Source organism: Rathayibacter sp. PhB152, from assembly GCF_003751395.1.
GTDB classification, from domain to species: Bacteria; Actinomycetota; Actinomycetes; order Actinomycetales; family Microbacteriaceae; genus Rathayibacter; species Rathayibacter festucae.
In genome coordinates this window covers 18,299-39,339 of the sequence record NZ_RJUT01000012.1, presented here as the reverse complement: position 1 = coordinate 39,339, position 21,041 = coordinate 18,299, and the positions used below count along the sequence as shown (strand labels likewise).

The window sequence follows — 21,041 nt, the reverse complement described above, 5'->3', positions numbered from 1 at the left end:
ATGGATTCCGCACCTCTGCGCGCCATTTCGCCACAGAACAGGCGATTCTGCTCAGTGGAGGCGGCCGGACGCAACCGATTCCGCACTCCACGCTCGATCCGGCCGCCGCCCGGCGACCTCCGCCACCGGGGCGACCGCGCGGTCGTCAAGCGGGAGAACCGCGCCCCGTCCCTCCACTACGGTTCCCCCCATGGGCTTCTTCGACCGCACCGTCCCCCCGGCCGCCTCCCCGGCCACTCCCCCCGCCGAGCGGCGGCCGACGGTGTGGACCGACGGACTCGGGCGCTTCGCCCTGCGCTGCCTCCAGGTGCTCGTCGTCCTGGCGCTCGCAGCGGTCCTCGTCCTCGCGATGACCCAGCTGACGCTGGTGCTGATCCCCGTGCTGATCGCGATCATCCTCGCGTCCGCGATCCACCCGGTCCTGGCCTGGATGCGCCGCAAGGGCGTGCCGTCGATCCTCGCCACCTGGATCGCCCTGATCGGACTGCTCGCGATCCTCGGCGCCATCGGCTGGCTGATCACCGTCGCCGTCCGCAACCAGTGGGACGAGCTGGTCAGCAGCGCCTCCGACGGCATCGCCTCGCTGCAGGACTACGTGCAGCACCTGCCGTTCCAGATCGACGAGCAGCAGATCGAGGACGCCCGCCAGAGCGTCGTCGACTTCCTCACCTCGAGCTCCTTCGGCTCCGGCGCCCTCGCCGGCGCCGCCGCCGCGGCGAACTTCGTCACCGGCCTGGTGCTGATGATCGTCGTCCTCTTCTTCTTCATGAAGGACGGCCCGAAGATCTGGGAGTTCCTGCTCCGCCCCTTCACCGGCTCGAGCTACGACCGCGCCAAGCGCGTCGGCGGCAAGACCGTCGACGTCCTCGGCGGCTACATCCGCGGCACGGCGACCGTCGCCGCGGTCGACGCGATCGGCATCGGCGTCGCCCTCGCGATCCTGCAGGTGCCGCTGGCCCTCCCGCTCGCCGTGATCGTCTTCCTCACCGCCTTCATCCCGATCGTCGGAGCGACCGCCGCCGGCATCCTCGCCGCACTCGTCGCCCTCGTCGCGAACGGCCCGCTGGCCGCGCTGATCGTGATCATCGTCGTCATCGCCGTCAACCAGCTCGAGGGCAACTTCCTGCAGCCGGTCGTGATGGCCCGCTCGCTCAAGCTGCACCCGCTGATCGTGCTGATCGCCCTGACCATCGGCACCGTGCTCGCCGGCATCGTCGGCGCCGTGCTCGCCGTGCCGATCGCCGCGGTCGCCTGGGGCATCGTCTCGGTCTGGAACGGCCCCGACCGCCCGGCCGAGCCGGCCCGGCAGAAGCGCGACGAGTCCGTCTGACCCGAGCCGGTCGCCGACCTCGGCGGGATCGTCGACCGCGCCCTTAGGGCGTTCGCCCGATGATCCCGTCGCGCAGCGCCTGGCGGCGCAGGGCGATCTTGGTGCTCACGCCCACGCCCTCGGCGCGGTACTTCGCCCGGGCGTTCCGCAGCGAGCTGCGCGCCGCGTCCTGGGTGATCCCGAGCTCGGTCGCGACCTGCTTGAGCGAGAGCCCCTCGACGAAGAGCCCGACGATCCGGCGCTCTCGGGCCGTCAGCGGGCCCGTCCCACCGCCGCCGAGCAGCGCCCGGGTCTGCGGGGTGAGGAAGCACTCGCCGCGCGCCGCGGTGCGGATCGCCTCGAGGATCACCTCCGTCCGCTCGCTCTTCACCAGGTAGCCGCGCGCTCCGGCCTCCAGCGCCCCCGCGACGGTCTCCGCCTGGGAGTGGGTGCTGATGATGACCGGGGCCGCGCCGGCGGCGGTGATCGTGCGGATCTTCATCGCCAGGTCGAGGTCGTCGCCGAGGTCGATGTCCAGCAGCACGACGTCGGTGGGGAAGCGCGGATGCGCCAGCAGACCGGTCCAGCTCGAGGCCGTCGCGACGACGCGGATCTCGGCGCCGGAGCGGTTGATCCACTCGGTGAGCGCGCTGAGCAGGATCGGATGGTCGTCGAGGATCGCGAGGGCGATCCCGGTCTGCTCGCCGGTCGCCGTCCCGGCGTCCGCGCTCACGCCGGCCTCCCCGGCAGGCGGTGGTCCAGCTCGATCGTCGTCCCCGAGCCCGCAGGCGAGGCGCGGTGCGCCCCGATCTCGCCCAGGATCCCCCAGACGGCGGGGTCGACGTCGCGCGGGCGCAGGCCGGGCGCGCGGAGGACGATCCGCACCGGAGCCGCCGCGTCCTCGCGCTGCGCGAGCAGCAGCTCGATCGGCGGGCGGCCGGCACCCGCCTGCGTCGTCAGCAGCCAGAGGACCGAGAGCAGGCGCGAGCGGTCGGGCGGAGCGAGGCCGGCGGCCACGCCGCGCGGGTCGCGGACGACGACCGCCCCGGACAGCAGCGCGGACTCCTCCACCGCGATCAGGAGCCAGGTGCGGTCGTGGCTGCGCGCCAGCACCTCGCGGAGCCGGTCGCCGAGCACGCGGGCCCGCTCGCCGAGATCGGCGTCGGGGACGGCGCCCTGGGCGACGACCTCCTCGAGCAGCTCCGCGATCTCCGCGTCGACCCGGGCGAGCTCCGCGGCGGCGAGACTGCCCGGCCCGGTCCCCGGACCGTCGACCACGCTGTCGGCCAGGGTGCGGTCGAGCCCGCGGTGCACGTGACGGTCGAGCGCGGTGAGCAGGGACGCGGAGACGCCCACGGGGGCCGTCGCCAGCAGCACGTTCCCGACCGCGATGCTCGACCCCTCGCCGGTGAGCACCGCGTGCCCCAGCAGTCCCAGCAGGCTGAGCGCGACGAGCAGGACGATCGCCCCGGTGCTCCGCGACGGCGGCTGCACGCCGAGCAGCGCGATCACCGTCGCGCCGACCCCGATGCAGACCGTCGGGTAGTAGAGCGGCGCCGGCGCCGGGAGCGCGTAGTCGGCGAACTCCAGCACGAGCGCAACGGCGTCGACGGCGAGCACCCCCGCGAACACGGAGCGGGGCAGCTCGCCGCGCCGCGTCGCCACGACGGCGATCCCCACGGCGAGCGCCCCGAGCACCAGCACCCAGGAGACGCCGGAGAGCCAGGTGGCCGACCGGTCGTTCAGCGCCCAGAGGAAGGAGGCGAGCCCGCGGACGACCAGCGCCACGGTGATCGCGAGGAAGCCGACACTGAAGTAGCTCGCGGTCAGGCGGTGGGTGCGGGTGATCCGCTGGCGGACGGAGTCGAGCGTCCGAGGACCCTCGCCGGCCGCGCGGACCAGCTCGACGAGCGTGCCCTCTCCGGCGCGGTCGGCGCGGTCGGAGCGGTCGGCACTGCCGGAGAGGTCGGCACTGCCGGAGAGGTCGGCGGCCTCGGCCGGCGCGGTCATCGCGGCACGCTCAGCAGGACGGTGGTGCCCGCGCCGACCGCGGAGAAGATCCGCACCCTGCCGCCGACGGCCTCGATCCGCCCGACGACCGACTGCGCGAGCCCGAGCCGCGCGCCGGGGACGGCCGCGGGGTCGAAGCCGCGCCCCGCGTCCGAGACGGTCACGCGGACCGAGTCCAGCCCCTCGTCGAGCGTGACGTGGGCCGTCGTTGCTCCGGAGTGGCGCCGCACGTTCTCGAGGCACTCCCCCGCAGCGCCCGCGAGCGCCTCGAGCGACGCGCCGCCGAGGGGCGTCGCGCCGGGGGCGGCCGTGCCGGCGTGCCAGCGCACCTCCACCCCCAGCGCCTCCGCCCGGCGGCCGACCTCGGCCAGCACCGAGGCAGCGGTGCTCGCGTCGGCACCGGACGCCCGGCTCGCCTCGGCGCAGTCGCGCGGCGCCGGGTCGAGGTCGACCCGGTCGAGCCGGCGCAGCAGCGCGAGGTCCGCCGCCGCCTGGGAGCGCAGCGTCGCGGCGGGGACGCCCTCGCCGCGGTGGGCGACGAGGGTGAGCGTGGCGAGGATGGTGTCGTGCATCAGGCGTGCCTCGCGACGGCGCTGCGCCTCGCTCTCGCTCGAGCGGCGCTCGGCGGCGTGGGCCGTGCGCAGGCGCGCGGTGCCGGCGTGGGCGCGCTCGACGCTCGAGGCGAGCCAGCGGGCGCCGAGGACCGCGATGACCCAGCAGACCACGACCGAGAGCCCGACGAAGAGCGCCCTCCCCGACCCCCACGTGGCCGACATTCCGAGCGCCAGCGCGGGGACGCCGCCGAGCACCGCCGCCCCGAGGAGCCGCGCCGACGAGCCGATCGCGAGCAGCGGAGCCGGCAGGGCCATCGAGGCGAGCATGGTCACGCAGCTGAGCACGGTGCGGTCGCCGTCCGGGACGCCCGGGCCGAGGAACGCCGCGAGCGCGACGACGCCGAGCACGAGGCCGGCGACCACGGCCCGCGCGCCGCTCGGACCGGCGCGGCGCGAGGAGAGCTGGATCGCGGCGCTGATCACGAGCAGGAGGGCGCTCGGCAGCACGGCGGGCAGCTCGGTCGGCACGAGCATCACCAGGTGCAGGGCGGACGTGCCTGCGAAGACTCCCCCGGCCCGCCGCGCACAGGCGATGCCGACCTCGCTCTGCTCGCGCCGGAGCTCGAGCGCGTCCGCGGCGGAGACCTCGGCACCCGCGGTCCCGGCACTCGTGAGCAGCATCGACACCTCGTCGTGAGGGGTGCGCGAGCCGCACCCGGAGTTGCATCGTGGCACAGGCGCGGGCCGCGCGAGCAGCGGGTCTGGACCCGACGGTCGCGCTCGGGCGCTCCTCTCCCGTAGAGTGGGGACATCTCCTGGGCGATCGCCCGAATTCCACGGCTGAGAAGTCGCACGACGACGAAGAGACTCAGCCCCTGATAGAGACCGCAACGATCGAGTGCATCGCCCTCGATCCGTCGGTTCGAACGCCCGCCTCATCCGCGGGTACCGCCCTTCACAGGACGCCGCGGAAGCCGCGCCGTTCCTCGTTCGACCCCCGCTTCTCCGACTCCGTCGGTGAGCGGGACGTTCTCCCCCGCGCAGTCGCACTCCCCACGAGGAGCCGCGCTCTCCGCCCCCAGACGACCCGGATCGACCGGCCGACGCGTGTTTCACCCGCGGCGGACGAGCGGACCGGGTACCGCACAGCTGTGCGAAATCTAACGACGGCCGCTCACGCGGGCGTCACCATCACGTAAGGAAAAGAAATGCCTACTGGCACCGTTAAGTGGTTCAACTCCGAAAAGGGCTTCGGCTTCATCGCTCCCGACGACGGAGGCGCCGACGTGTTCGCGCACTTCTCCGCCATCGCCAAGGAGGGCTACCGCGAGCTCGTCGAGAACCAGCACGTCGAGTACGACGTCGAGCAGGGCCGCAAGGGCCCGCAGGCCGCGAACATCCGCGGCGTCGGCGAGTAATCACCGACCTCAGCGTCACACGGCCTCCGGGTCGCAACGACCTCTGAACGCCCCGTCCACCGCGATCCTCGGATCCGCTGGGCGGGGCGTTCGCCGTTCCCGGTCCGACCCGTCCGGAGCGCGCCGCGGCGGTATATTCACGAGCATGGGACGACTGATCTACGGGCCGCAGTCACTCGAGATCGACTTCGACGATCGACTGCTCGCCCACCTCAAGGTGGCGATGTTCGCGAAGATGCGGCGGAACGAGTCGTTCAGCCTCTCCTGGACCGAGCCGGAGTCGAGCGGCTACGGCCGCAGCTCGGTCTGGATCCACCCGACCACGCCGCTGCACTTCCGCTTCCACGGCGGCCGGCGCCCGGCGCTCAACCGCGCCTGGATCGACGAGCTGATCGCCCACGCGAACGCCACCGGCGAGATGGTCCTGAGCGCGGAGCCCGACGAGCACGCCTGACCCCCGGTCTCGATACGCCCCTTCGGGGCTACTCGACCAGCATGTCTGCGGGCGTCTCTTCCGTGGATGAGCTCAGACCACGCGGGGGCGGGCGGTGTGCACGAGCTCGTCGTGGGGCAGGGCGCGCAGGCGGGACGCGATCTCCTCGCGGGCGGTGGTGTCGACCGAGGCCCAGGCGTACTCCTCCGGCCAGAGCGGGGTGACGGTCACCAGCTCGACGTCGCCCGTCGCCAGCTCGAGGCGCTCGGGGAGTCCGCCGCCGCGCAGGCCCAGCAGCACGCCGACCGAGCCGCGCTCGTCCGCCCAGGCGGCCGGTGCGGCCGCGCCCGGCAGGGTGGCCGTGTCGACGCCCGTGCGGCAGCACACGCCCTGCAGCGCCGCGAGCCGCGCCGCCTCGTAGAGGACGCGGAACTGCCAGTGGTTCCAGAGGTCGGCCGCGGGGATGCCGCGCAGCGCCGAGGTCTCGAGGCACAGCTCGAGCCCGAGGCCGGTGCCGGGGCGGGCGAGGCGGTCGAAGGGATCGCTGAGTCCGTCGGTGGCCAGCACCACGGAGGGGCCGCGCTCGACGCGGAGGAAGGCGCGGTGATCGGTGGGCCAGCGGGCGCCTCCGCGGACGCCCGGGTCCTCGGTCGAGACGACGACCGTGCGGTCCAGGTCGCCGACGCTGCGCCACAGCTGGGCGCGGTCCTCGGCCACGGCCTCCGCGAGGGCCTTCCGCTCGTCCGGAGTCCAGCGGAGCTCCCGGGTGCGGTTGAACAGCAACGACATGAGACTCTCCGTCCACGCGGCGGGCCTGCCGCGTCCTCCGGAACCGTACGGGGCCCGCCAGGGGGGCTCCTCCGAGCAACCGGAGTAGTTCCTGGACGCGGGGCCCCGCGCGGGAGGGCGTCAGCCGAGCGGATCGACGCCGTTCTGCCGCCAGCGCTCGTCGGCGAGCTGGCCCGAGCCGACCTCGCCGTCGTGCGCGCCGAGCGGCTCGGCCTCGCGCCGCGCCTCGGCCGGGACGGCCCCGAGCGAGGTGCCCGCGCCCTCGGCCGTGCTGCCGGGGGCGAGCAGCCCCTCCTCGTCCTCGCGGGAGCCGACCTCGTCCTCCGGGGCGTTCTCGGTGCCGCTCTCGGCCATCGAGTCGTAGGGGTGGTCGGGGTCGGCGCTCTCCTCGGGGGTCGTGCTCTCCTCGTTGTCGGCGTCGGCCGGCTGCACGTCGTCCGGGTGCTCGACGTTCGCCGAGCCTCCGCTGGTGAATCCGGCGAACTCGGGGCTGTCGTCTGCGCTCATGGCCGCCACGGTAGCACCGGGCGGCCAGCGCCTAGGCTCGGAGGACGACCGCCTCGGCGGCGCGACGACGGGAGCGGGAATTGCGACGACTCGGCTACGAGCGGTTCGGCGGACCGGACGTGCTGTCCTGGCGGGAGGCCCCGGTGCCGATGCCCGGACGCGGCGAGGTGCTGGTGCGCACGCGCGCCGCGAGCATCAACGCGACCGACGAGAAGATCCTCTCCGGTGCCGCCAGGATCATGGCGGTCGGCCGGAAGCGCCCCTACGGCTTCGGACTCGACATCGCCGGCACGGTCGAGGCGCTCGGCCCCGGCGACCACTCCGTCTCGATCGGCGACCGCGTCGTCGGCATGACCCGCGACGGCGACGCCTTCGCCGACGCCGCGATCGTCCGCGGCCGCTCGCTGGTTCCGCTGCCCGACGCCCTCGACGACGTGCAGGGGGTGACGCTGGCGATGTCCGGCGGCACCGCGATCGGCACGGTCGACGCCCTGCGGGTGCGGGCCGGCGAGCAGATCCTGGTGGGCGGCGGCTCCGGCGCGATCGGGAACCTCGTCGTCCAGCTGCTGCTCCGCGCGGGCTGCACCGTCGCGGCGACCGGCTCGGCCGCGTCCGCCGACACCCTGCGCGCGCTCGGCGCCGAGCCGCACGACTACCGCCTGCTCGACCTCGGCGTGCTCGGCGGGCGCTTCGACGCGGTGCTCGACGTCTCCGGGCACCTGCCGGCGAAGGACGCCGCGCTCCTCCTCGCCGACGGCGGCCGCTACGCCACCCTCGTGCCGAGCGGCCCGGACCTCGGCGCCCAGGCGGCGAGCCTGGTCCGGCGCAGTCGGCCGAAGGTGAGCAACCTGATCGTCACGGCGAGCGCCGAGCGCATCGGCCGGGCCGTCTCGCTGGCCGTCTCGGGCGAGCTCGTCCCCGCGGCCGGCGCCGTGCATCCGCTCGAGGACGTCATCGCCGTGCTCTCGCGGCGGGCGCAGGGCACCGACCGGACGATCGGCAAGATCGTCTTCACCGCCGACGACGCGGCGCCGCTGAGCTGATCGGACCTGAGCCGACCGCCTCGGCGGACTCGCCCTTCTCCTCGCGCGGCGTCGCGCCGCCGAGGGAGAGGGTCGCCGCGAAGCCGACGGCGAGGAAGCCCGCCGCGGCGAAGGCGGCGAAGCGCGTGCCGTCCGACAGCGCCTCCCCGGCCGCGCGGGCGACGTCCGCCGTGCCCGGGTCGGCCGCGAGTCCGGCGATGGCCGCTCCCGAGGAGTCGACGACGGCGTCCACCGTGCTGCTGACCTGCGCGGCCGGCAGCCCCTGCTCCTCCAGAGACGAGGTGAGCACGCCCGCGGTCGAGGTGTAGAGGATGGTGCCCAGCACCGCGATGCCGAGTGCCGAGCCGATCTGCCGGGCGGTCGACTGGGTGCCGGAGCCCTGGCCGCTGAGCTCGACGGGCACGTCGCGGAGGACCACTCCGGTCAGCTGTGCGGTGGCGAGGCCGACGCCGAAGCCGTAGACGGCGAGGAAGGGCACGAGCGCCCACCACGGCGTCGTGTCGGAGACGACGGCGCCGATGCCGACGACGCCCACGATCTCGGCCGCGAGCCCGACCCGGACGATCAGCACGGCGGAGACGCGGTTGCCGAACGCGCCCGCGAAGCCGGAGGCGACGAACGAGCCGAGCGCGAGGGCGATCAGCACCAGCCCGGTCTGCACCGCGGTGTAGCCGAGCACGTTCTGCAGCCAGATCGGCAGGGCGAGGATGATGCCGAACTCGCCGAGCGAGACGATCATCGCGGCGATGCTGCCGTTGCGGAACGAGGCCAGCCGGAACAGCCGGAGCGAGAGCATCGCCGAGCGGCCGGCGCGCTCGCGGGCCCGGCCCCAGAGCACGAACGCGATCGTGGCGAGGACGGCGACGACGAAGGCGACCGGCACCGGCGAGGGCAGCCACCAGCCGAGGCTCCGGCCCTCGATCAGGCCGAAGACCAGGCCGGCGGAGGCGACGACCGAGAGCAGCGCGCCGACCAGGTCGACGCGGCCCGCGTCCGGCTGCTTCGACTCGTCGACGAAGAGCAGCGCGCCGACGACGATGACGATCCCGAGCGGGATGTTGATCCCGAAGGCCCAGCGCCAGGAGAAGTCGGTGGTGAGCCAGCCGCCGAGCAGCGGACCGACGGCGGTCATGCCGCCGATGGTCGAGCCCCAGACGGCGAACGCGATCGCCCGCTCCTTGCCGCGGAACGTCGCGTTGATCAGCGACAGCGTCGACGGCAGAACCATCGCGCCGCCGACGCCCTGCACCACCCGGGACAGGATCAGCAGGTCGCCGGTGGCCGCGAGCGAGGCGGCGACGGACGAGAGCGCGAACAGCGCGATGCCGACGACGAGCATCCGGCGCCGGCCCCAGCGGTCGGCGAGGGTGCCGAAGGCGAGCAGGAGCGCGGCGAAGACGAGCGTGTACGACTCCTGCACCCACTGCACCTGGGTCGAGGTGATGCCGAGGTCGGCGACGATCGACGGGATCGCCACGTTCACGATCGTCGAGTCGACGATGATCGTCGCGACGCCGAGGCTGATCACGATCAGTCCGATCCAGCGGCGCCGAGCTGCTGCGAGAGCCATGATGCCGTCCTCCTCCGCCCCGGAACCGGTCCGGAGCTCCATTAGTAAGCCAGCTGACTATATGCCTCGGCGAGCCGCTCGCGCCAGGGTGGCGCGTGGAGAGGGGTCCGGAACAGTACCGGCCCGTGCCCCGCCGGACAAGGGCGAGAACCGCTCAGGGAGCGTTCGTCAGGATGGTCGCATGCCCGCATCTCCCCGCTCCTTCCCCTATCCCCTCGGCGTCTCCCTGCGCGGCGACGCCGGCGCGAACGTCGCCGTCTACTCCGAGACCGCGGACAGCGTCGAGGTCTGCCTCTTCGACTCCTCCGGAGCCGAGACCCGCGTCACCCTCTCCGAGCGCACCGGTCACGTCTTCCACGGCATCGTCCCGGAGATGACGGTCGGCACCCGCTACGGTCTGCGCGTCGACGGCCCCTGGGACCCCGCGAACGGCCTCCGCCACAACGCCGCCAAGCTCCTGCTCGACCCGCACGCCACCGCGATCGAGGGCGGCTACGACTGGAGCGAGGACGTCTTCGGACAGTTCTACGAGGACGCCGACACGCGCAACGACGCCGACGACGCGGCCGCCGTGCCGCGCTGCGTCGTGACCGACCCCGACTCCTTCGACTGGACCGGCGACGAGGCCCCGCGCATCCCGCTGGACGAGACGGTCGTCTACGAGGTGCACGTGAAGGGCTTCACCCAGCTGCACCCGGACGTGCCCGAGAACGTCCGCGGCACCTACCGCGGCCTCGCGCACCCCGCGTCGATCAAGCACTTCACCGACCTCGGCGTGACCTCGGTCGAGCTGCTGCCGGTGCACCAGTTCGTGCAGGACTCTCACCTGGTCGAGAAGGGCCTGCGCAACTACTGGGGCTACAACTCGCTCGGCTTCTTCGCGCCGCACAACGAGTACTCCCACGCCGGCGACGACGGCTCGCAGGTCGACGAGTTCAAGGCGATGGTCAAGGCGTTCCACGAGGCGGGCCTCGAGGTCATCCTCGACGTGGTCTACAACCACACCGCCGAGGGCAACGACAAGGGACCGACGCTCTCCTTCAAGGGCATCGACAACGGCTCCTACTACCGCCTCGTCGAGGACGACCGCGCCAACTACTTCGACACCACCGGCACCGGCAACAGCCTCAACGTCGCGCACCCCGCGGCGCTGGGACTGATCATGGACTCGCTGCGCTACTGGGTGACCGAGATGCACGTCGACGGCTTCCGCTTCGACCTCGCCACCACGCTCACCCGCCAGACCGGCGAGGCCGAGGTGCACAGCGCCTTCCTGGACCTGATCGCGCAGGACCCGGTGCTCGCGCCCGTCAAGATGATCGCCGAGCCGTGGGACACCGCCGGCTACCAGGTGGGCGGCTTCCCCGCCGACTGGTCGGAGTGGAACGGGAAGTTCCGCGACGACGTCCGCGACTTCTGGCACGGCGCCGACTCGGTGCTCGGCACCACCGCGCAGCGGATCCTCGGCTCGCCGGACGTCTACGAGGCCGACAAGCGCTCCCCCGTCTCGAGCGTCAACTTCGTCACGGCGCACGACGGCTTCACCCTCGCCGACCTCACCGCCTACTCGCGCAAGCACAACGCGGCCAACGGCGAGGACAACAACGACGGCGAGAGCGACAACCGCTCCTCGAACAACGGCGCGGAGGGCGCGACCGACAACGGCGCCGTCAACGAGCGCCGGGCCCGGATGCGCCGCAACTTCCTCGCGACGCTGCTGCTCTCGGCCGGCGTGCCGATGATCCTCGGCGGCGACGAGATCGCGCGCACCCAGGGCGGCAACAACAACGCCTACTGCCAGGACGACGAGATCTCGTGGTTCGACTGGGAGAACGCGGACCTCAACCTGCTCGCCTTCACCCGCGAGCTGATCGCGCTGCGGAAGGCCGAGCCTGCCCTGCGGCCGAAGTGGTTCCGCCGCGCCCCCGGCGACGGCCCCGAGACCGTCGACATCCTGCGCTCGGACGCCGCCGGCTTCGCCGACGAGGACTGGGACAACCCGGACGCCCGCTCGATCACGTTCGTCTTCCGCTCCGAGGGCAGCGCCAGCTTCGCGCTGCTGATGAACTCGGCCGAGAACGGCGTCGAGTTCACGGTGCCGGACGCACCAGGCGCCGAGTGGCAGCTGGCCGCCTCGAGCGACCCGGAGCAGGTCGTCGAGGGCGAGGTCACCACGCTGATCGTGCGCGACGCGTCCTTCACGCTGCTGCGCTCCGCCGCCTCCTGATGACCGGGCCGGGCCGGACCTCGCGGCGCCTGCGCTTCAGCGGGCGCATCGCGGGGTTCGGGACGGCCTCCGGGACCCGGGTCGTGCTCGGGATGTGGGAGAGCACGCCCTTCGGCGCGTTCGCCGACGCGATGATCGAGCGGCCCGACGGGCACCGGATCCTCATCGCGCCGAGCGACGAGGTCGCGGACTTCATCGGCTCGACCTACTCGTTCGACGAGGTGCGGCTCGCACCCGTCTCCTGGCACCGCGTCGCGGGCGGGATCGAGGCCACGGCCGGCCCGCTCTCGCTCGCGCTGCGGCTCGGCGGGCTCACTCCGCTGGGCCGCCTGCTGCGCATCGTGCCGCGGCCGCTCGCCGAGCACCCGGCCTGGCTGACCGCGATCTCCCCGGTCGCCTCCGTGCTGGTGCGCGGCGTGAGCACCGCGGGCTCGGCCGGCCACGGCAGGCGGGAGTACTACGGCGTCCGCGCGATCCGCTCGATCCTCGGGGTCACCGCCTCGCTCGACGGCGCGGACCTCGGCGCGCTCGGACCGCTGTCGCCGCCGGTCCGCTTCGGCTTCTCGTCGGCACCGGCCACGCCGGCCGTCGTCGACGTCACCACCACCATCACGCTGCCTCGGACCCCCGGTGCGGCACGAGAGAGAGGAAGCGCCTCGTGAAGAAGGGCGACAAGATCAGCTGGAACACCTCGCAGGGCGAGACCCACGGCGAGCTGGTCGAGAAGAAGACGAAGGAGTTCCAGTTCGAGGGGCAGAAGTTCAACGCCTCGGACGACGAGCCCTACTGGATCGTGCAGAGCGACAAGACCGACGCGAAGGCCGCCCACAAGGAGTCCTCGCTGAAGAAGAAGTAGCGGGCGCACACTGGGGAGCATGAGCGACGACGACGACGTGCGCCGACTGGCGCTCCTGCTCCCCGGCACCGAGGAGCGGACCGCCTACGGCACCCCGGCCTTCTACGCCGGGCCGAGGATGTTCGCCCGGCTGCACCAGCGGCCGGGTGTCCTGCTCGTCTGGCGAGCCGATCTGGGCGAGCGCGAGGCGCTGCTGCAGAGCGACCCGGACACGTACTTCACGACGAGCCACTACGACGGGCATCCGAGCGTGCTCGTGCGGCTGGAGAAGATCGGCGCGGACGAGCTCGGCGAGCTGCTGCGCGAGGCGTGGGCCGCGAGGGCGCCGCGCCGGCTGCTCGACGGCGAGGCCTGACTCCCAGGTCCCCCGGCGACGAGCCACAGCTGTGCGCCGCGGCGACGAGTCACAGCCGTGCGCCGCGGCGACGAGTCACAGCCGTGCGCCGCGGCGACGAGTCACAGCTGTGCGCCGCGGCGACGAGTCACAGCCGTGCGCCGCGGCGCACCAGCTCGTGCACCCAGGCGAGCTTCTCGGCGATCGCGGGCGTGATGACGAAGGGGTAGAGGTCGTCCTTGCCCATCGAGCGGTTCACGCTGTTGAGGGCGAGCGAGAAGCCGTGCCAGCGGGCGAGGATCTCGGGCGTCTCCAGATCGGCGACGCGCTGCGCGCCCGTCGCCTGCACGCTGCCGACCAGCGACTCCGGGAGGCGGCCCCAGGGTCCGGCGACGGTCAGGCCGACGGTCGCGGTCGTCTCCAGCGCGTCGGCGATGTGCAGGTAGTGCGCGAAGGTCTCGGCGAAGTCCTCCCACGGGTGCGTGGTCGCGTACTGCGAGATGTGGTCGCGGGCCCAGTCCTCGGTCGACGCGCCGCCGTAGTGCGCGTAGAGCGCGGCGCCGTAGTCGGCCCGCTCGTCGCCGAACAGCGCGCGGAACGCGGGCAGGAGCGGCGTGCCGTCCACGAGCAGCTGCCAGTAGTAGTGGCCGATCTCGTGCCGGAAGTGGCCGAGCATCGTCCGGTACGGCTCGCCGAGCCGCGCCTTCAGCGCCTCGCGGTGCGCGTCGTTCCCCTCGGCGAGGTCGACGGTGATCACGCCGTCGGCGTGCCCGGTCGTCACGGAGCCCTGCGCGGAGGAGAGCAGCTCGAAGGACAGTCGCCGACCGCGGTGCACCGGCAGGTCGAGGTGCCGCAGCTGGCGCAGCAGCCGCCGCTTGGCGAACTCGGCGACCGTCAGCTGGCTCAGCGTCGCCGCGTCGTACACCGGCGGCCGGGCGATCGTCAGCGCGCAGGAGGCGCAGGCGCCGCCGGTGCCCTCCGCCGCGAGCCAGGTGCAGTCGATCGTGCCGCGGTACACGCAGAGCGCGCGCCCCTCCGCCTCGACGAGCTCGTCCGCCTCGACGTCGTACGCGAGCGCCGTGCCGCAGCGCAGGCACCGCGCGTCCTCGAACTCCACCCGCGCCTCGCAGTGCGGACAGCCGAAGACGCGCATGACGGGCGAGCCTACCCGCCTTCAGGCCGCCACGATGCTTCCCAGCACTCTGTCGGTACAGTTGTGTCATGGACGTCAAGCAGGCCGCCGAGCGACTCGGGGTGACTCCGCGCCGCGTCGTGGCGCTGATCGCCGCCGGCCGGATCGAGGCGACGAAGCTCGGCCGCCGCTGGGAGGTCACGGAGGTGTCCGGCGCACGTTCGCGCCGTCCGCTCTCGGTCAGGTCGCGGCAGTCGCTGGCGCACGCCCTGCACGAGCGGACCCTGTCGGGCCTCGAGGGGCAGGAGCTCGCCAGGACCGCCGCGCGCATCCGCCGGCTCCGCGCGTCGCAGGACCCCGCCGGGTTGTTGGCGGACTGGTGGGGTGGAGAGGTGGAGTCCGGGCTCGTCGACTTCGGCACCAATCTCGTGCAGCACGCACTCCACGGTGATCCGGACTACGTGCGAGAGGCACTGCACCGTCCGCGACGCGAGTACCTGCGACGCCTGGAAGACCTGGCGGATGCCGTGAGCTCGGAGCGACGCATCATGGGACTCTCGATCGACGACCTCGCGCGAGCCGCGGAGATGGACGTCTCCGACGTCCGACGCCTCGAACGCGGTCTGCCGGTGTCGCGGCCCTCGACCGCCCGGCGCGTGCTGGACGTCCTGGGCGTCGAGCCGACCGCACTTCCCGATCTGGTGCTGCGGTGACGGAACGACTCGAAGCGTGGCTCGAGGGCAGACATGCCGGGCAGTTCACCCGGGACGCCGACGGCAGGATCGGCCTCAGCTACTCCGACGACGCACCGTCGACGCCGATCTCCCTGTCGCTGCCGCGCGAGGGCACGACGACGCGCTCGGCGGCGGCGAGATTCCTCGACAACCTGCTGCCCGACCAGGAGCACACGCGACGCCGGATGGCACAGGCGTACGGGGTCGCGAGCACGGGGACGTTCGAACTCCTGCGGACGGTCGGCGGTGACGTCGCCGGCGGCCTGGTGCTCCTCCCCGACGGCGAGGCACCGCCGACGGGACTGGCGCGGCTGAATCCGGCTCTCGATCGGGACGTCGCCGACCGCATCAACAGCATCAAGCTCGATCCGGACGCCTGGGTGCCGCGACAGACTCCCGCGCGCTTCTCCCTGGCGGGAACGCAGGGGAAGTTCGCCCTGGCTCGAGTGGACCGGAACTGGTACTGGTCGAACGCCGCCGTGCCCTCGACGCACATCGTCAAGCCCGCGCGCCCGGAGCATCTCCACCTCGAGGAAGCGGAAGCGTCCGCGCTCGCGCTGGCCGCGGAGGCCGGCCTCCCGGCTCCCCGGGCGGCCGTCCTGCAGATGACGGATCAGACGGCGTTCGTCGTGGAGCGCTTCGACCGCGTCGTCGACGACGACACCGTGTTCGCGACACGACTCCACGCCGAGGACCTCGCCCAGGCGCTGGGCGTCGACGTCGCACGGAAGTACTCCGTGACGGCCGCGCAGATCGTGGAGAAGCTCCGGTCGGTCGACGCGACCGGCGGGGTGGTGCGCGCCTTCCTCCGACAGCTGGCCTTCAACGTCCTCATCGGCAACGCCGACGCGCATGCCAAGAACTACTCCGTCCTCCTCCGGCCCGACGCCGTCGGCCTCGCCCCGATCTACGACGCGGTTCCGACCGGCCTGTTCCCGGCGTTCCACCAGGAGCTGGCGATGCGCATCGCCGGCGCGCGGTTCCCGCAGGCGGTGACGCAGAACCACTGGCGGAAGCTCGCGAGGAGCACGGGGATCGACGAGGAGGAGGTCGTCACTCTCGTGGAGGAGGTGGCGCGCGGCGTCATCGCGAGGAACGACACCGCGTGGGCGACCCTCGACGACGATCAGGGGAGGCGACTGACCGAGACCGTGGAGCGCAACGTCGCCGTCGCGCTGGCACGGCCCCGCCGGGCGACGACCTAGGCGATGCGGATCAGCTTCTTGTTGACGAACTCCTCGAGGGCGCTGCGGCCCATCTCGCGGCCGGTGCCGGAGCGCTTGACGCCGCCGAAGGGGAGCTCGGCCGCGTCGCCGAGGACGAGGTTGATCCAGACCATGCCGGCGTCGATGCGGTCGGCCAGGCGGAGGGCCTGCTCCGAGTCGGTCGTGTAGAGGTAGGAGCCCAGGCCGTAGGGGGTGTCGTTGGCGAGCGCGATCGCCTCGTCCTCGTCGTGCACGCGATAGAGCGCGGCGACGGGGCCGAAGAACTCCTCGCGGTAGGCGTTCATCTCGGGGGTGACGTCCTCGAGGACGGCCGGCGGGAAGAAGTTGCCGGTCACCTCGCCGCTCGCGCGGACGGTCGCGCCCTGCTCGCGGGCGACGGCGAGCTGCTGCTCGAGGCGCGCGGTCGCGGCGGCGGAGGAGAGCGGGCCGAGGAGGGTCCCCGAAGCGTGGGGATCCGCGGGCTGTGCGGCGGTGAAGGCCGCGGTGAACTTCTCCGCGAAGGCGTCGTAGAGAGCGTCGATCACGATGAAGCGCTTGGCGGCGTTGCAGGACTGGCCGTTGTTGTCGAGGCGCGCGGCGACCGCGTCCTCGACGGCCTTGTCGAGGTCGTCGGTGGAGAGCAGCACGAACGGGTCGGAGCCGCCCAGCTCGAGGACGACCTTCTTGAGGTTCCGGCCGGCGATCTCGGCGACGGCCGCTCCTGCGCGCTCGGAGCCGGTGACGGAGACGCCCTGCACGCGCGGGTCGGCGATGACGGTCGCGGCCTGGTCGTTGCTGGCGTAGAGGTTCACGTAGACGCCGGCCGGGGCGCCGAGCTCCTCGGCGGCGGTGCGGAAGATGTCGGCGATCGCGGCGGCCGACTCCGGGCACTGCGGCGCGTGCTTGAGCAGGATCGTGTTGCCGTTCACGACGTTCGGGCCGGCGAAGCGGGCGACCTGGTAGTAGGGGAAGTTCCAGGGCATGATCCCCAGCAGCACGCCCAGGCCCGAGCGGCGGACGAACGCCGAGCCGGTGCCGTCGGCCAGCGCGATCGGCTCGTCCTTCAGGAACTCCTCGCCGTTCTCGGCGTAGTAGCGGTAGATGTCGGCCGCGAAGCCGACCTCGCCCTGCGCCTGGTCGAGCGGCTTGCCCATCTCGCGGACGATGATCTCGGCGAGGGCGTCGGCGCGCTCGACGTGCAGGTCCGCGACGCGGGCGATCAGCGCGGCGCGGGTGGCGACGGGCACGGTGCGCGACCAGGTGGAGTACGCGTCGTGGGCCGAGGCGATGGCGTCGGCGAGCTCGGCGTCGGTGATGCCGGGGTACTCGCTCAGCGTCTCGCCCGAGGCCGGGTCGATGACGGCGTAGCTGCTGCTGCTCATGCGGGGAGTGCTCCTTCACGGTCGCGGGCCGGCGCGGTCGCGTCGGTGGTGTCGTCGTTCGTCGCGGCGGGGTCGTCGGCATGGTCGTCGGCGGAGTCTCCGGCGGTGTCCCCGTCGAGGATCTCCTGCGCCAGGCGCCGGCCGACGCGGATCGCGCCGTCGACGTGCTGGTAGCCCTCGGCCGCGAGGTCGCTCGAGCCGAAGCGGAGCGGGCCCACCGGCTCGAGCTGCAGCGCGCCGTAGCGGGTCAGCCCGCCGAGGTCGAAGCTCGCGGCGTACGCGCCCTGCGTCCACTCCTCCGACGCCCAGTCGCTCTCGTAGTAGACGACGGGGTCGAGCGCGGCGGGGCCGTAGTAGGCGGCGAGCGAGTCGAGGATCGCGGCCTTCCGCTCGGCCTCGGGCAGCGCGAGCACACGGTCGGCCTTCTCGTCCGAGACGAAGCCGACGAGGGTCCCGCGCTCCTCCCCCGCGTTGGAGTTGTCGTAGGCCTCGTGCACGAGGGCGTGCGGGCTGAACGCGGTGCCGGAGAGGCCGTCGGCGCGCCAGAACGGGGTCGCGTAGGTCGCGTGGACCTTGATCACGAGGCCGAGGGACTGGTGCTGGAGCGCCTGCTGGCGGAGCCGGGGCAGCGGCGGGTCGAAGGTGATCCGGTTGACGAGGTTCGGCGGCACGGCGACGATCGCGCGGCGGGCCCGCATGGTGACGCCGTCGGCGCGGACGATCACGCCGTCGTCGCCGTACTCCACGGAGCGGACCGGCCGGCCGAGCAGGACGCGCTCGGCGCCCACGCGCTCGGCGAGCCGCTCCGGGACCTGCTGGAGGCCGCCGAGGACGCGCTTGTCGAGGATGAAGTCGGCGTCGACGAGGTTGCCGAAGCTGCCCGCGCTCGCCGCCATCAGCAGAGCCTGCAGCAGCGAGAAGGAGTGCGCGGGCTTGGTGAGCATGGCGTCGGCGATGAAGAGCGCGATGTTCGCGCGGGCCTCGGCGTCGTCGCTCTGCGCCTCCAGCCAGGCGCTGAAGCTGATCCGGTCGTAGTCGTGCGCCCGCGGGTGCGACCACGGAGCGGACGGGTCGGTCTCGGCCACGAGGCCGTCGAGGATCCCGATCAGGCGCTCGATCTCGGCCTCGGTGCTCGCGCCGCCGGGGAAGATGTCGCCGGTGAAGCGCCGGGCTCCGCCGTCGGCGCCGATGTAGACGCTCTCGCCCTCGCGGTAGCGGGAGTAGGTGTCGAGGCCGAGCTCGTCGAGCGTCTCGAGCAGGGCGGTCTGATCCGGCGAGACCCACTGCCCACCGAGCTCGAGCATCTGGCCGTCGACCACACGGGTCTCGAGGCGGCCGCCGACGCGCTCGCGCGCCTCGAGGACGACGACGCGTCGGCCCTGCTCCTGCAGCCGGAGGGCGGCGGTCAGGCCGGTGGCGCCGGCGCCGATCACGACCACGTCGCAGTCGAGATCGGATTCGGGGGCGGTCGCGCTGGACTCCACCACGCTGTGCATGACAACTCTTTCCGTCGGTGATCCCCGCTTTCGACGAGGGATTGCGAACAATTCTGGCACAGCAACGGTGGAGAAGGGCAGTGGAGGACCTGACGGATCGATCTTTCCCGCGATACATAGGCGTGCTATGTTTAAGCACGTGCTCGAACCCTCCGCCCCCGTCCGCCTCGCCTCCGCCGCCACCGCGCTCGCGCGGTACGCGGGCCGCTCCAGCGGCGCCACCGGGCTCGGCGCGCAGTCCGGCGCCGTCTGGTCGACGCTCGCCGAGCTGCGCACCGCCTCCCCGATCCGATTGGGCGAGCTCGCCGAGCGCGTCCGGGTCACCCAGCCGACGATGACCGGCATCATCGCGCGCCTCGACGAGGCCGGCTGGATCCGCCGCGTGCACGACGAGAGCGACGGCCGCGCCTGGCTGATCGAGGGCACCGAGGCGGGAGCCGCGGCGCTCGCCGAGCACCGCCTCCGCCTCGACACCGCCCTCGCCCCGCTGTTCGACGACCTCGACGACGACGACCGCCGCGCCCTCGAGCGCGCCGCGTCCCTCGTCGAGGAGCGCGTCCTGCGCGTCGCCGGCAGCCCCGCCTCCTGACTCCCCTTCCCCGCACGACCCCTCCCCCGAAAGGCTCCTCCGTGTCCACTCCCCACTCCCCCGCCGCGGGCGGCTCGATCCTCCGGCAGCCGCTCGCCGTCTGGGCCGTCGCCTTCGCCGCCGTCATCGCCTTCATGGGCATCGGCCTCGTCGACCCGATCCTCCCGGCCATCGCCGAGAGCCTCGAGGCGACGCCGACCGAGACCTCGCTGCTGTTCACCAGCTACCTCGTGATCACCGGCGTCGTGATGTTCTTCACCAGCTGGCTCTCGAGCCGCATCGGCGCGAAGAAGACGCTGATGATCGGCCTGGTGCTGATCGTCGTCTTCGCCGCGCTCGCCGGCACCGCCGGCAGCGTCGAGGGCGTCATCGGCTTCCGCGCCGGCTGGGGCTTCGGCAACGCGCTCTTCATCTCGACCGCGCTCTCGACGATCGTCGGCGCGGCCAGCGGAGGATCCTCCGCCGCGATCGTGCTCTACGAGGCCGCGCTCGGCGTCGGCATCGCGATCGGCCCGCTGCTCGGCGGCCTGCTCGGCTCGGTCTCCTGGCGCGGACCGTTCTTCGGCACGGCCGTGCTGATGGCCGTCGGCTTCATCGCCATCGCGACCCTGCTGCGCGAGGACGGCCCGCGGCCGACCCCGACGCCGCTCTCCGCGCCGTTCAAGGCGCTCGCCGTGCCCGCCATCCGCACCCTCGCCGGTGCGGCGCTGTTCTACAACATCGGCTTCTTCGTGCTGCTGGCCTACACGCCGTACCCGCTCGGGCTCGACGAGATGGGGCTCGGCTTCACCTTCTTCGGCTGGGGCCTCGGCGTCGCGATCACCTCGGTCTTCGTCGCGCCGCTGCTGACCGCGCGGCTGCCGCGCACCGTCGTGCTCCGCTCGGTGCTGGTGCTGCTCGCGCTCGACCTCGTCGCCGGCGGGCTGCTGATCTCCTCGCGGGTCGGCCTGATCGTCTGCATCATCGTCGGCGGCCTGCTGCTGGGAGTCGTCAACACCGTGCTGACCGAGTGCGTGATGGAGGCGACCGACCTGCCGCGCTCCGTGGCCTCGTCCTCCTACTCGGGCGTGCGCTTCCTCGGCGGCGCGATCGCCCCGCCGGCCGCCTCGGCGCTGGCCGCGGCGATCTCGCCGGCCTTCCCGATGTACGCGGCGGCGGGAGCGGTGCTGATCGCCTCGCTGATCGTGTTCCTCGGGCGGCGGACGCTGGCCCGCGCTGATGCGCACGGCGCCGAGAGCGCCGCGGTCGAGGCCCAGTCGATCGCGGTCGGCGAGAGCCTCTGACGGTGCTCACCGGGAGGGGGCGTCCCTGCCGCCCCCTCCCGCAGTCGGCTCCCCGGCGCGACCGGGTCCCGCGGAGCGTCTCGCGTTCGCTGCGCGGAATCGCTTGGCACGCGATTCCGCGGGATGCTCCTGCGCCCTGCTTGCGGGGATGCTCCGAACGAAGCAGTACC

Annotated in this window: 21 protein-coding genes; 12 read left to right on the top strand and 9 right to left on the bottom strand. The window is 73.0% G+C overall.

What is annotated here, in order from left to right:
- The first annotated feature begins 190 nt into the window (after positions 1-190).
- Positions 191-1,330: an AI-2E family transporter gene (locus EDF36_RS20280; RefSeq protein ID WP_123734399.1), complete on the top strand. Its 1,140-nt coding sequence runs from the start codon at positions 191-193 to the stop codon at positions 1,328-1,330.
- A 43-nt stretch (positions 1,331-1,373) separates the two neighbouring features.
- Here EDF36_RS20280 and EDF36_RS20275 read toward each other — a convergent pair whose 3' ends face one another.
- Genes EDF36_RS20275 through EDF36_RS20265 form a run of 3 tightly spaced genes read right to left on the bottom strand, consistent with a single transcriptional unit; the run spans position 1,374 to position 4,554 of the window.
- Positions 1,374-2,042, bottom strand: a complete 669-nt coding sequence (locus EDF36_RS20275; RefSeq protein WP_123734398.1) for a response regulator transcription factor — start codon at positions 2,040-2,042, stop codon at positions 1,374-1,376.
- Positions 2,039-3,319, bottom strand: coding sequence for a hypothetical protein (locus EDF36_RS20270; protein ID WP_123734397.1), 1,281 nt, complete (start codon positions 3,317-3,319; stop codon positions 2,039-2,041). The genes EDF36_RS20275 and EDF36_RS20270 overlap by 4 nt, the downstream gene beginning before the upstream one ends.
- Complete coding sequence (locus EDF36_RS20265) at positions 3,316-4,554, bottom strand: sensor histidine kinase (RefSeq protein WP_123734396.1); 1,239 nt, start codon at positions 4,552-4,554, stop codon at positions 3,316-3,318. The genes EDF36_RS20270 and EDF36_RS20265 overlap by 4 nt, the downstream gene beginning before the upstream one ends.
- A gap of 527 nt (positions 4,555-5,081) precedes the next feature.
- Between EDF36_RS20265 and EDF36_RS20260 the strand changes: the two genes are divergently transcribed.
- Entirely contained in the window at positions 5,082-5,291 is a 210-nt protein-coding gene (locus tag EDF36_RS20260; RefSeq protein ID WP_123444803.1) for a cold-shock protein, read from the top strand.
- A 145-nt stretch (positions 5,292-5,436) separates the two neighbouring features.
- Complete coding sequence (locus EDF36_RS20255; protein ID WP_123701638.1) at positions 5,437-5,745, top strand: hypothetical protein; 309 nt, start codon at positions 5,437-5,439, stop codon at positions 5,743-5,745.
- A 72-nt stretch (positions 5,746-5,817) separates the two neighbouring features.
- Here EDF36_RS20255 and EDF36_RS20250 read toward each other — a convergent pair whose 3' ends face one another.
- Positions 5,818-6,513 (bottom strand): suppressor of fused domain protein, encoded by a 696-nt coding sequence (locus EDF36_RS20250; RefSeq protein ID WP_123444801.1) that lies wholly within the window; start codon positions 6,511-6,513, stop codon positions 5,818-5,820.
- 120 nt (positions 6,514-6,633) lie between these two features.
- Positions 6,634-7,020 carry a hypothetical protein gene (locus EDF36_RS20245; protein WP_123734395.1) on the bottom strand — a complete coding sequence of 129 codons (387 nt, stop codon included), beginning with the start codon at positions 7,018-7,020 and terminating at the stop codon, positions 6,634-6,636.
- An 80-nt stretch (positions 7,021-7,100) separates the two neighbouring features.
- On the opposite strand from EDF36_RS20245, the gene EDF36_RS20240 reads away from it, so the two are divergent.
- On the top strand, positions 7,101-8,063 hold the full coding sequence (locus EDF36_RS20240) for an NADP-dependent oxidoreductase (RefSeq protein WP_123734394.1): 963 nt from the start codon (positions 7,101-7,103) through the stop codon (positions 8,061-8,063).
- Here the strand turns inward: EDF36_RS20240 and EDF36_RS20235 are convergent.
- Positions 8,032-9,633 carry a DHA2 family efflux MFS transporter permease subunit gene (locus EDF36_RS20235; RefSeq protein WP_123734429.1) on the bottom strand — a complete coding sequence of 534 codons (1,602 nt, stop codon included), beginning with the start codon at positions 9,631-9,633 and terminating at the stop codon, positions 8,032-8,034. The genes EDF36_RS20240 and EDF36_RS20235 overlap by 32 nt on opposite strands.
- A gap of 181 nt (positions 9,634-9,814) precedes the next feature.
- Between EDF36_RS20235 and glgX the strand changes: the two genes are divergently transcribed.
- From glgX to EDF36_RS20215, 4 genes are read left to right on the top strand one after another with little or no spacing between them, the layout of a single operon-like run.
- Complete coding sequence (gene glgX, locus EDF36_RS20230) at positions 9,815-11,860, top strand: glycogen debranching protein GlgX (protein ID WP_123734393.1); 2,046 nt, start codon at positions 9,815-9,817, stop codon at positions 11,858-11,860.
- Entirely contained in the window at positions 11,860-12,522 is a 663-nt protein-coding gene (locus tag EDF36_RS20225) for a hypothetical protein (RefSeq protein ID WP_123734392.1), read from the top strand. The genes glgX and EDF36_RS20225 overlap by 1 nt, the downstream gene beginning before the upstream one ends.
- Positions 12,519-12,716, top strand: a complete 198-nt coding sequence (locus EDF36_RS20220) for a DUF2945 domain-containing protein (RefSeq protein ID WP_123701627.1) — start codon at positions 12,519-12,521, stop codon at positions 12,714-12,716. The genes EDF36_RS20225 and EDF36_RS20220 overlap by 4 nt, the downstream gene beginning before the upstream one ends.
- A 19-nt stretch (positions 12,717-12,735) precedes the next feature.
- Complete coding sequence (locus EDF36_RS20215; RefSeq protein WP_123734391.1) at positions 12,736-13,071, top strand: MmcQ/YjbR family DNA-binding protein; 336 nt, start codon at positions 12,736-12,738, stop codon at positions 13,069-13,071.
- Positions 13,072-13,198: 127 nt separating this feature from the next.
- On the opposite strand, the gene EDF36_RS20210 is transcribed toward EDF36_RS20215, so the two are convergent.
- A complete protein-coding gene (locus EDF36_RS20210) occupies positions 13,199-14,203 on the bottom strand; it encodes a putative zinc-binding metallopeptidase (protein WP_123734390.1) in 1,005 nt (334 codons plus the stop codon).
- 68 nt (positions 14,204-14,271) lie between these two features.
- On the opposite strand from EDF36_RS20210, the gene EDF36_RS20205 reads away from it, so the two are divergent.
- Positions 14,272-14,895, top strand: a complete 624-nt coding sequence (locus EDF36_RS20205) for a helix-turn-helix domain-containing protein (protein WP_123734389.1) — start codon at positions 14,272-14,274, stop codon at positions 14,893-14,895.
- Complete coding sequence (locus EDF36_RS20200; protein ID WP_123734388.1) at positions 14,892-16,121, top strand: HipA domain-containing protein; 1,230 nt, start codon at positions 14,892-14,894, stop codon at positions 16,119-16,121. The genes EDF36_RS20205 and EDF36_RS20200 overlap by 4 nt, the downstream gene beginning before the upstream one ends.
- Here EDF36_RS20200 and EDF36_RS20195 read toward each other — a convergent pair.
- Positions 16,118-17,503, bottom strand: a complete 1,386-nt coding sequence (locus tag EDF36_RS20195) for an NAD-dependent succinate-semialdehyde dehydrogenase (protein WP_123734387.1) — start codon at positions 17,501-17,503, stop codon at positions 16,118-16,120. The genes EDF36_RS20200 and EDF36_RS20195 overlap by 4 nt on opposite strands.
- A complete protein-coding gene (locus tag EDF36_RS20190; protein ID WP_123734386.1) occupies positions 17,500-18,999 on the bottom strand; it encodes an NAD(P)/FAD-dependent oxidoreductase in 1,500 nt (499 codons plus the stop codon). Before EDF36_RS20190 ends, EDF36_RS20195 begins: the two co-directional genes overlap by 4 nt.
- Before the next feature lie 139 nt (positions 19,000-19,138).
- Here EDF36_RS20190 and EDF36_RS20185 point away from each other — a divergent pair, with 139 nt between their 5' ends.
- Entirely contained in the window at positions 19,139-19,588 is a 450-nt protein-coding gene (locus EDF36_RS20185) for a MarR family transcriptional regulator (protein ID WP_185020580.1), read from the top strand.
- A 41-nt stretch (positions 19,589-19,629) separates the two neighbouring features.
- Positions 19,630-20,871, top strand: coding sequence for an MFS transporter (locus EDF36_RS20180; protein WP_123444789.1), 1,242 nt, complete (start codon positions 19,630-19,632; stop codon positions 20,869-20,871).
- Positions 20,872-21,041 lie beyond the last annotated feature (170 nt).

What these genes read in the sequence shown, in the direction of transcription:
- EDF36_RS20205 (WP_123734389.1), top strand. Translation starts at nt 14,272, where the DNA reads ATGGACGTCAAGCAGGCCGCCGAGCGACTCGGGGTGACTCCGCGCCGC.
- EDF36_RS20270 (WP_123734397.1), bottom strand. Translation starts at nt 3,319, where the DNA reads ATGACCGCGCCGGCCGAGGCCGCCGACCTCTCCGGCAGTGCCGACCTC.
- EDF36_RS20245 (WP_123734395.1), bottom strand. Translation starts at nt 7,020, where the DNA reads ATGAGCGCAGACGACAGCCCCGAGTTCGCCGGATTCACCAGCGGAGGC.
- EDF36_RS20215 (WP_123734391.1), top strand. Translation starts at nt 12,736, where the DNA reads ATGAGCGACGACGACGACGTGCGCCGACTGGCGCTCCTGCTCCCCGGC.
- EDF36_RS20190 (WP_123734386.1), bottom strand. Translation starts at nt 18,999, where the DNA reads ATGCACAGCGTGGTGGAGTCCAGCGCGACCGCCCCCGAATCCGATCTC.
- EDF36_RS20250 (WP_123444801.1), bottom strand. Translation starts at nt 6,513, where the DNA reads ATGTCGTTGCTGTTCAACCGCACCCGGGAGCTCCGCTGGACTCCGGAC.
- EDF36_RS20265 (WP_123734396.1), bottom strand. Translation starts at nt 4,554, where the DNA reads ATGCTGCTCACGAGTGCCGGGACCGCGGGTGCCGAGGTCTCCGCCGCG.
- EDF36_RS20280 (WP_123734399.1), top strand. Translation starts at nt 191, where the DNA reads ATGGGCTTCTTCGACCGCACCGTCCCCCCGGCCGCCTCCCCGGCCACT.
- EDF36_RS20235 (WP_123734429.1), bottom strand. Translation starts at nt 9,633, where the DNA reads ATGGCTCTCGCAGCAGCTCGGCGCCGCTGGATCGGACTGATCGTGATC.
- EDF36_RS20210 (WP_123734390.1), bottom strand. Translation starts at nt 14,203, where the DNA reads ATGCGCGTCTTCGGCTGTCCGCACTGCGAGGCGCGGGTGGAGTTCGAG.
- glgX (WP_123734393.1), top strand. Translation starts at nt 9,815, where the DNA reads ATGCCCGCATCTCCCCGCTCCTTCCCCTATCCCCTCGGCGTCTCCCTG.
- EDF36_RS20195 (WP_123734387.1), bottom strand. Translation starts at nt 17,503, where the DNA reads ATGAGCAGCAGCAGCTACGCCGTCATCGACCCGGCCTCGGGCGAGACG.
- EDF36_RS20260 (WP_123444803.1), top strand. Translation starts at nt 5,082, where the DNA reads ATGCCTACTGGCACCGTTAAGTGGTTCAACTCCGAAAAGGGCTTCGGC.
- EDF36_RS20255 (WP_123701638.1), top strand. Translation starts at nt 5,437, where the DNA reads ATGGGACGACTGATCTACGGGCCGCAGTCACTCGAGATCGACTTCGAC.
- EDF36_RS20225 (WP_123734392.1), top strand. Translation starts at nt 11,860, where the DNA reads ATGACCGGGCCGGGCCGGACCTCGCGGCGCCTGCGCTTCAGCGGGCGC.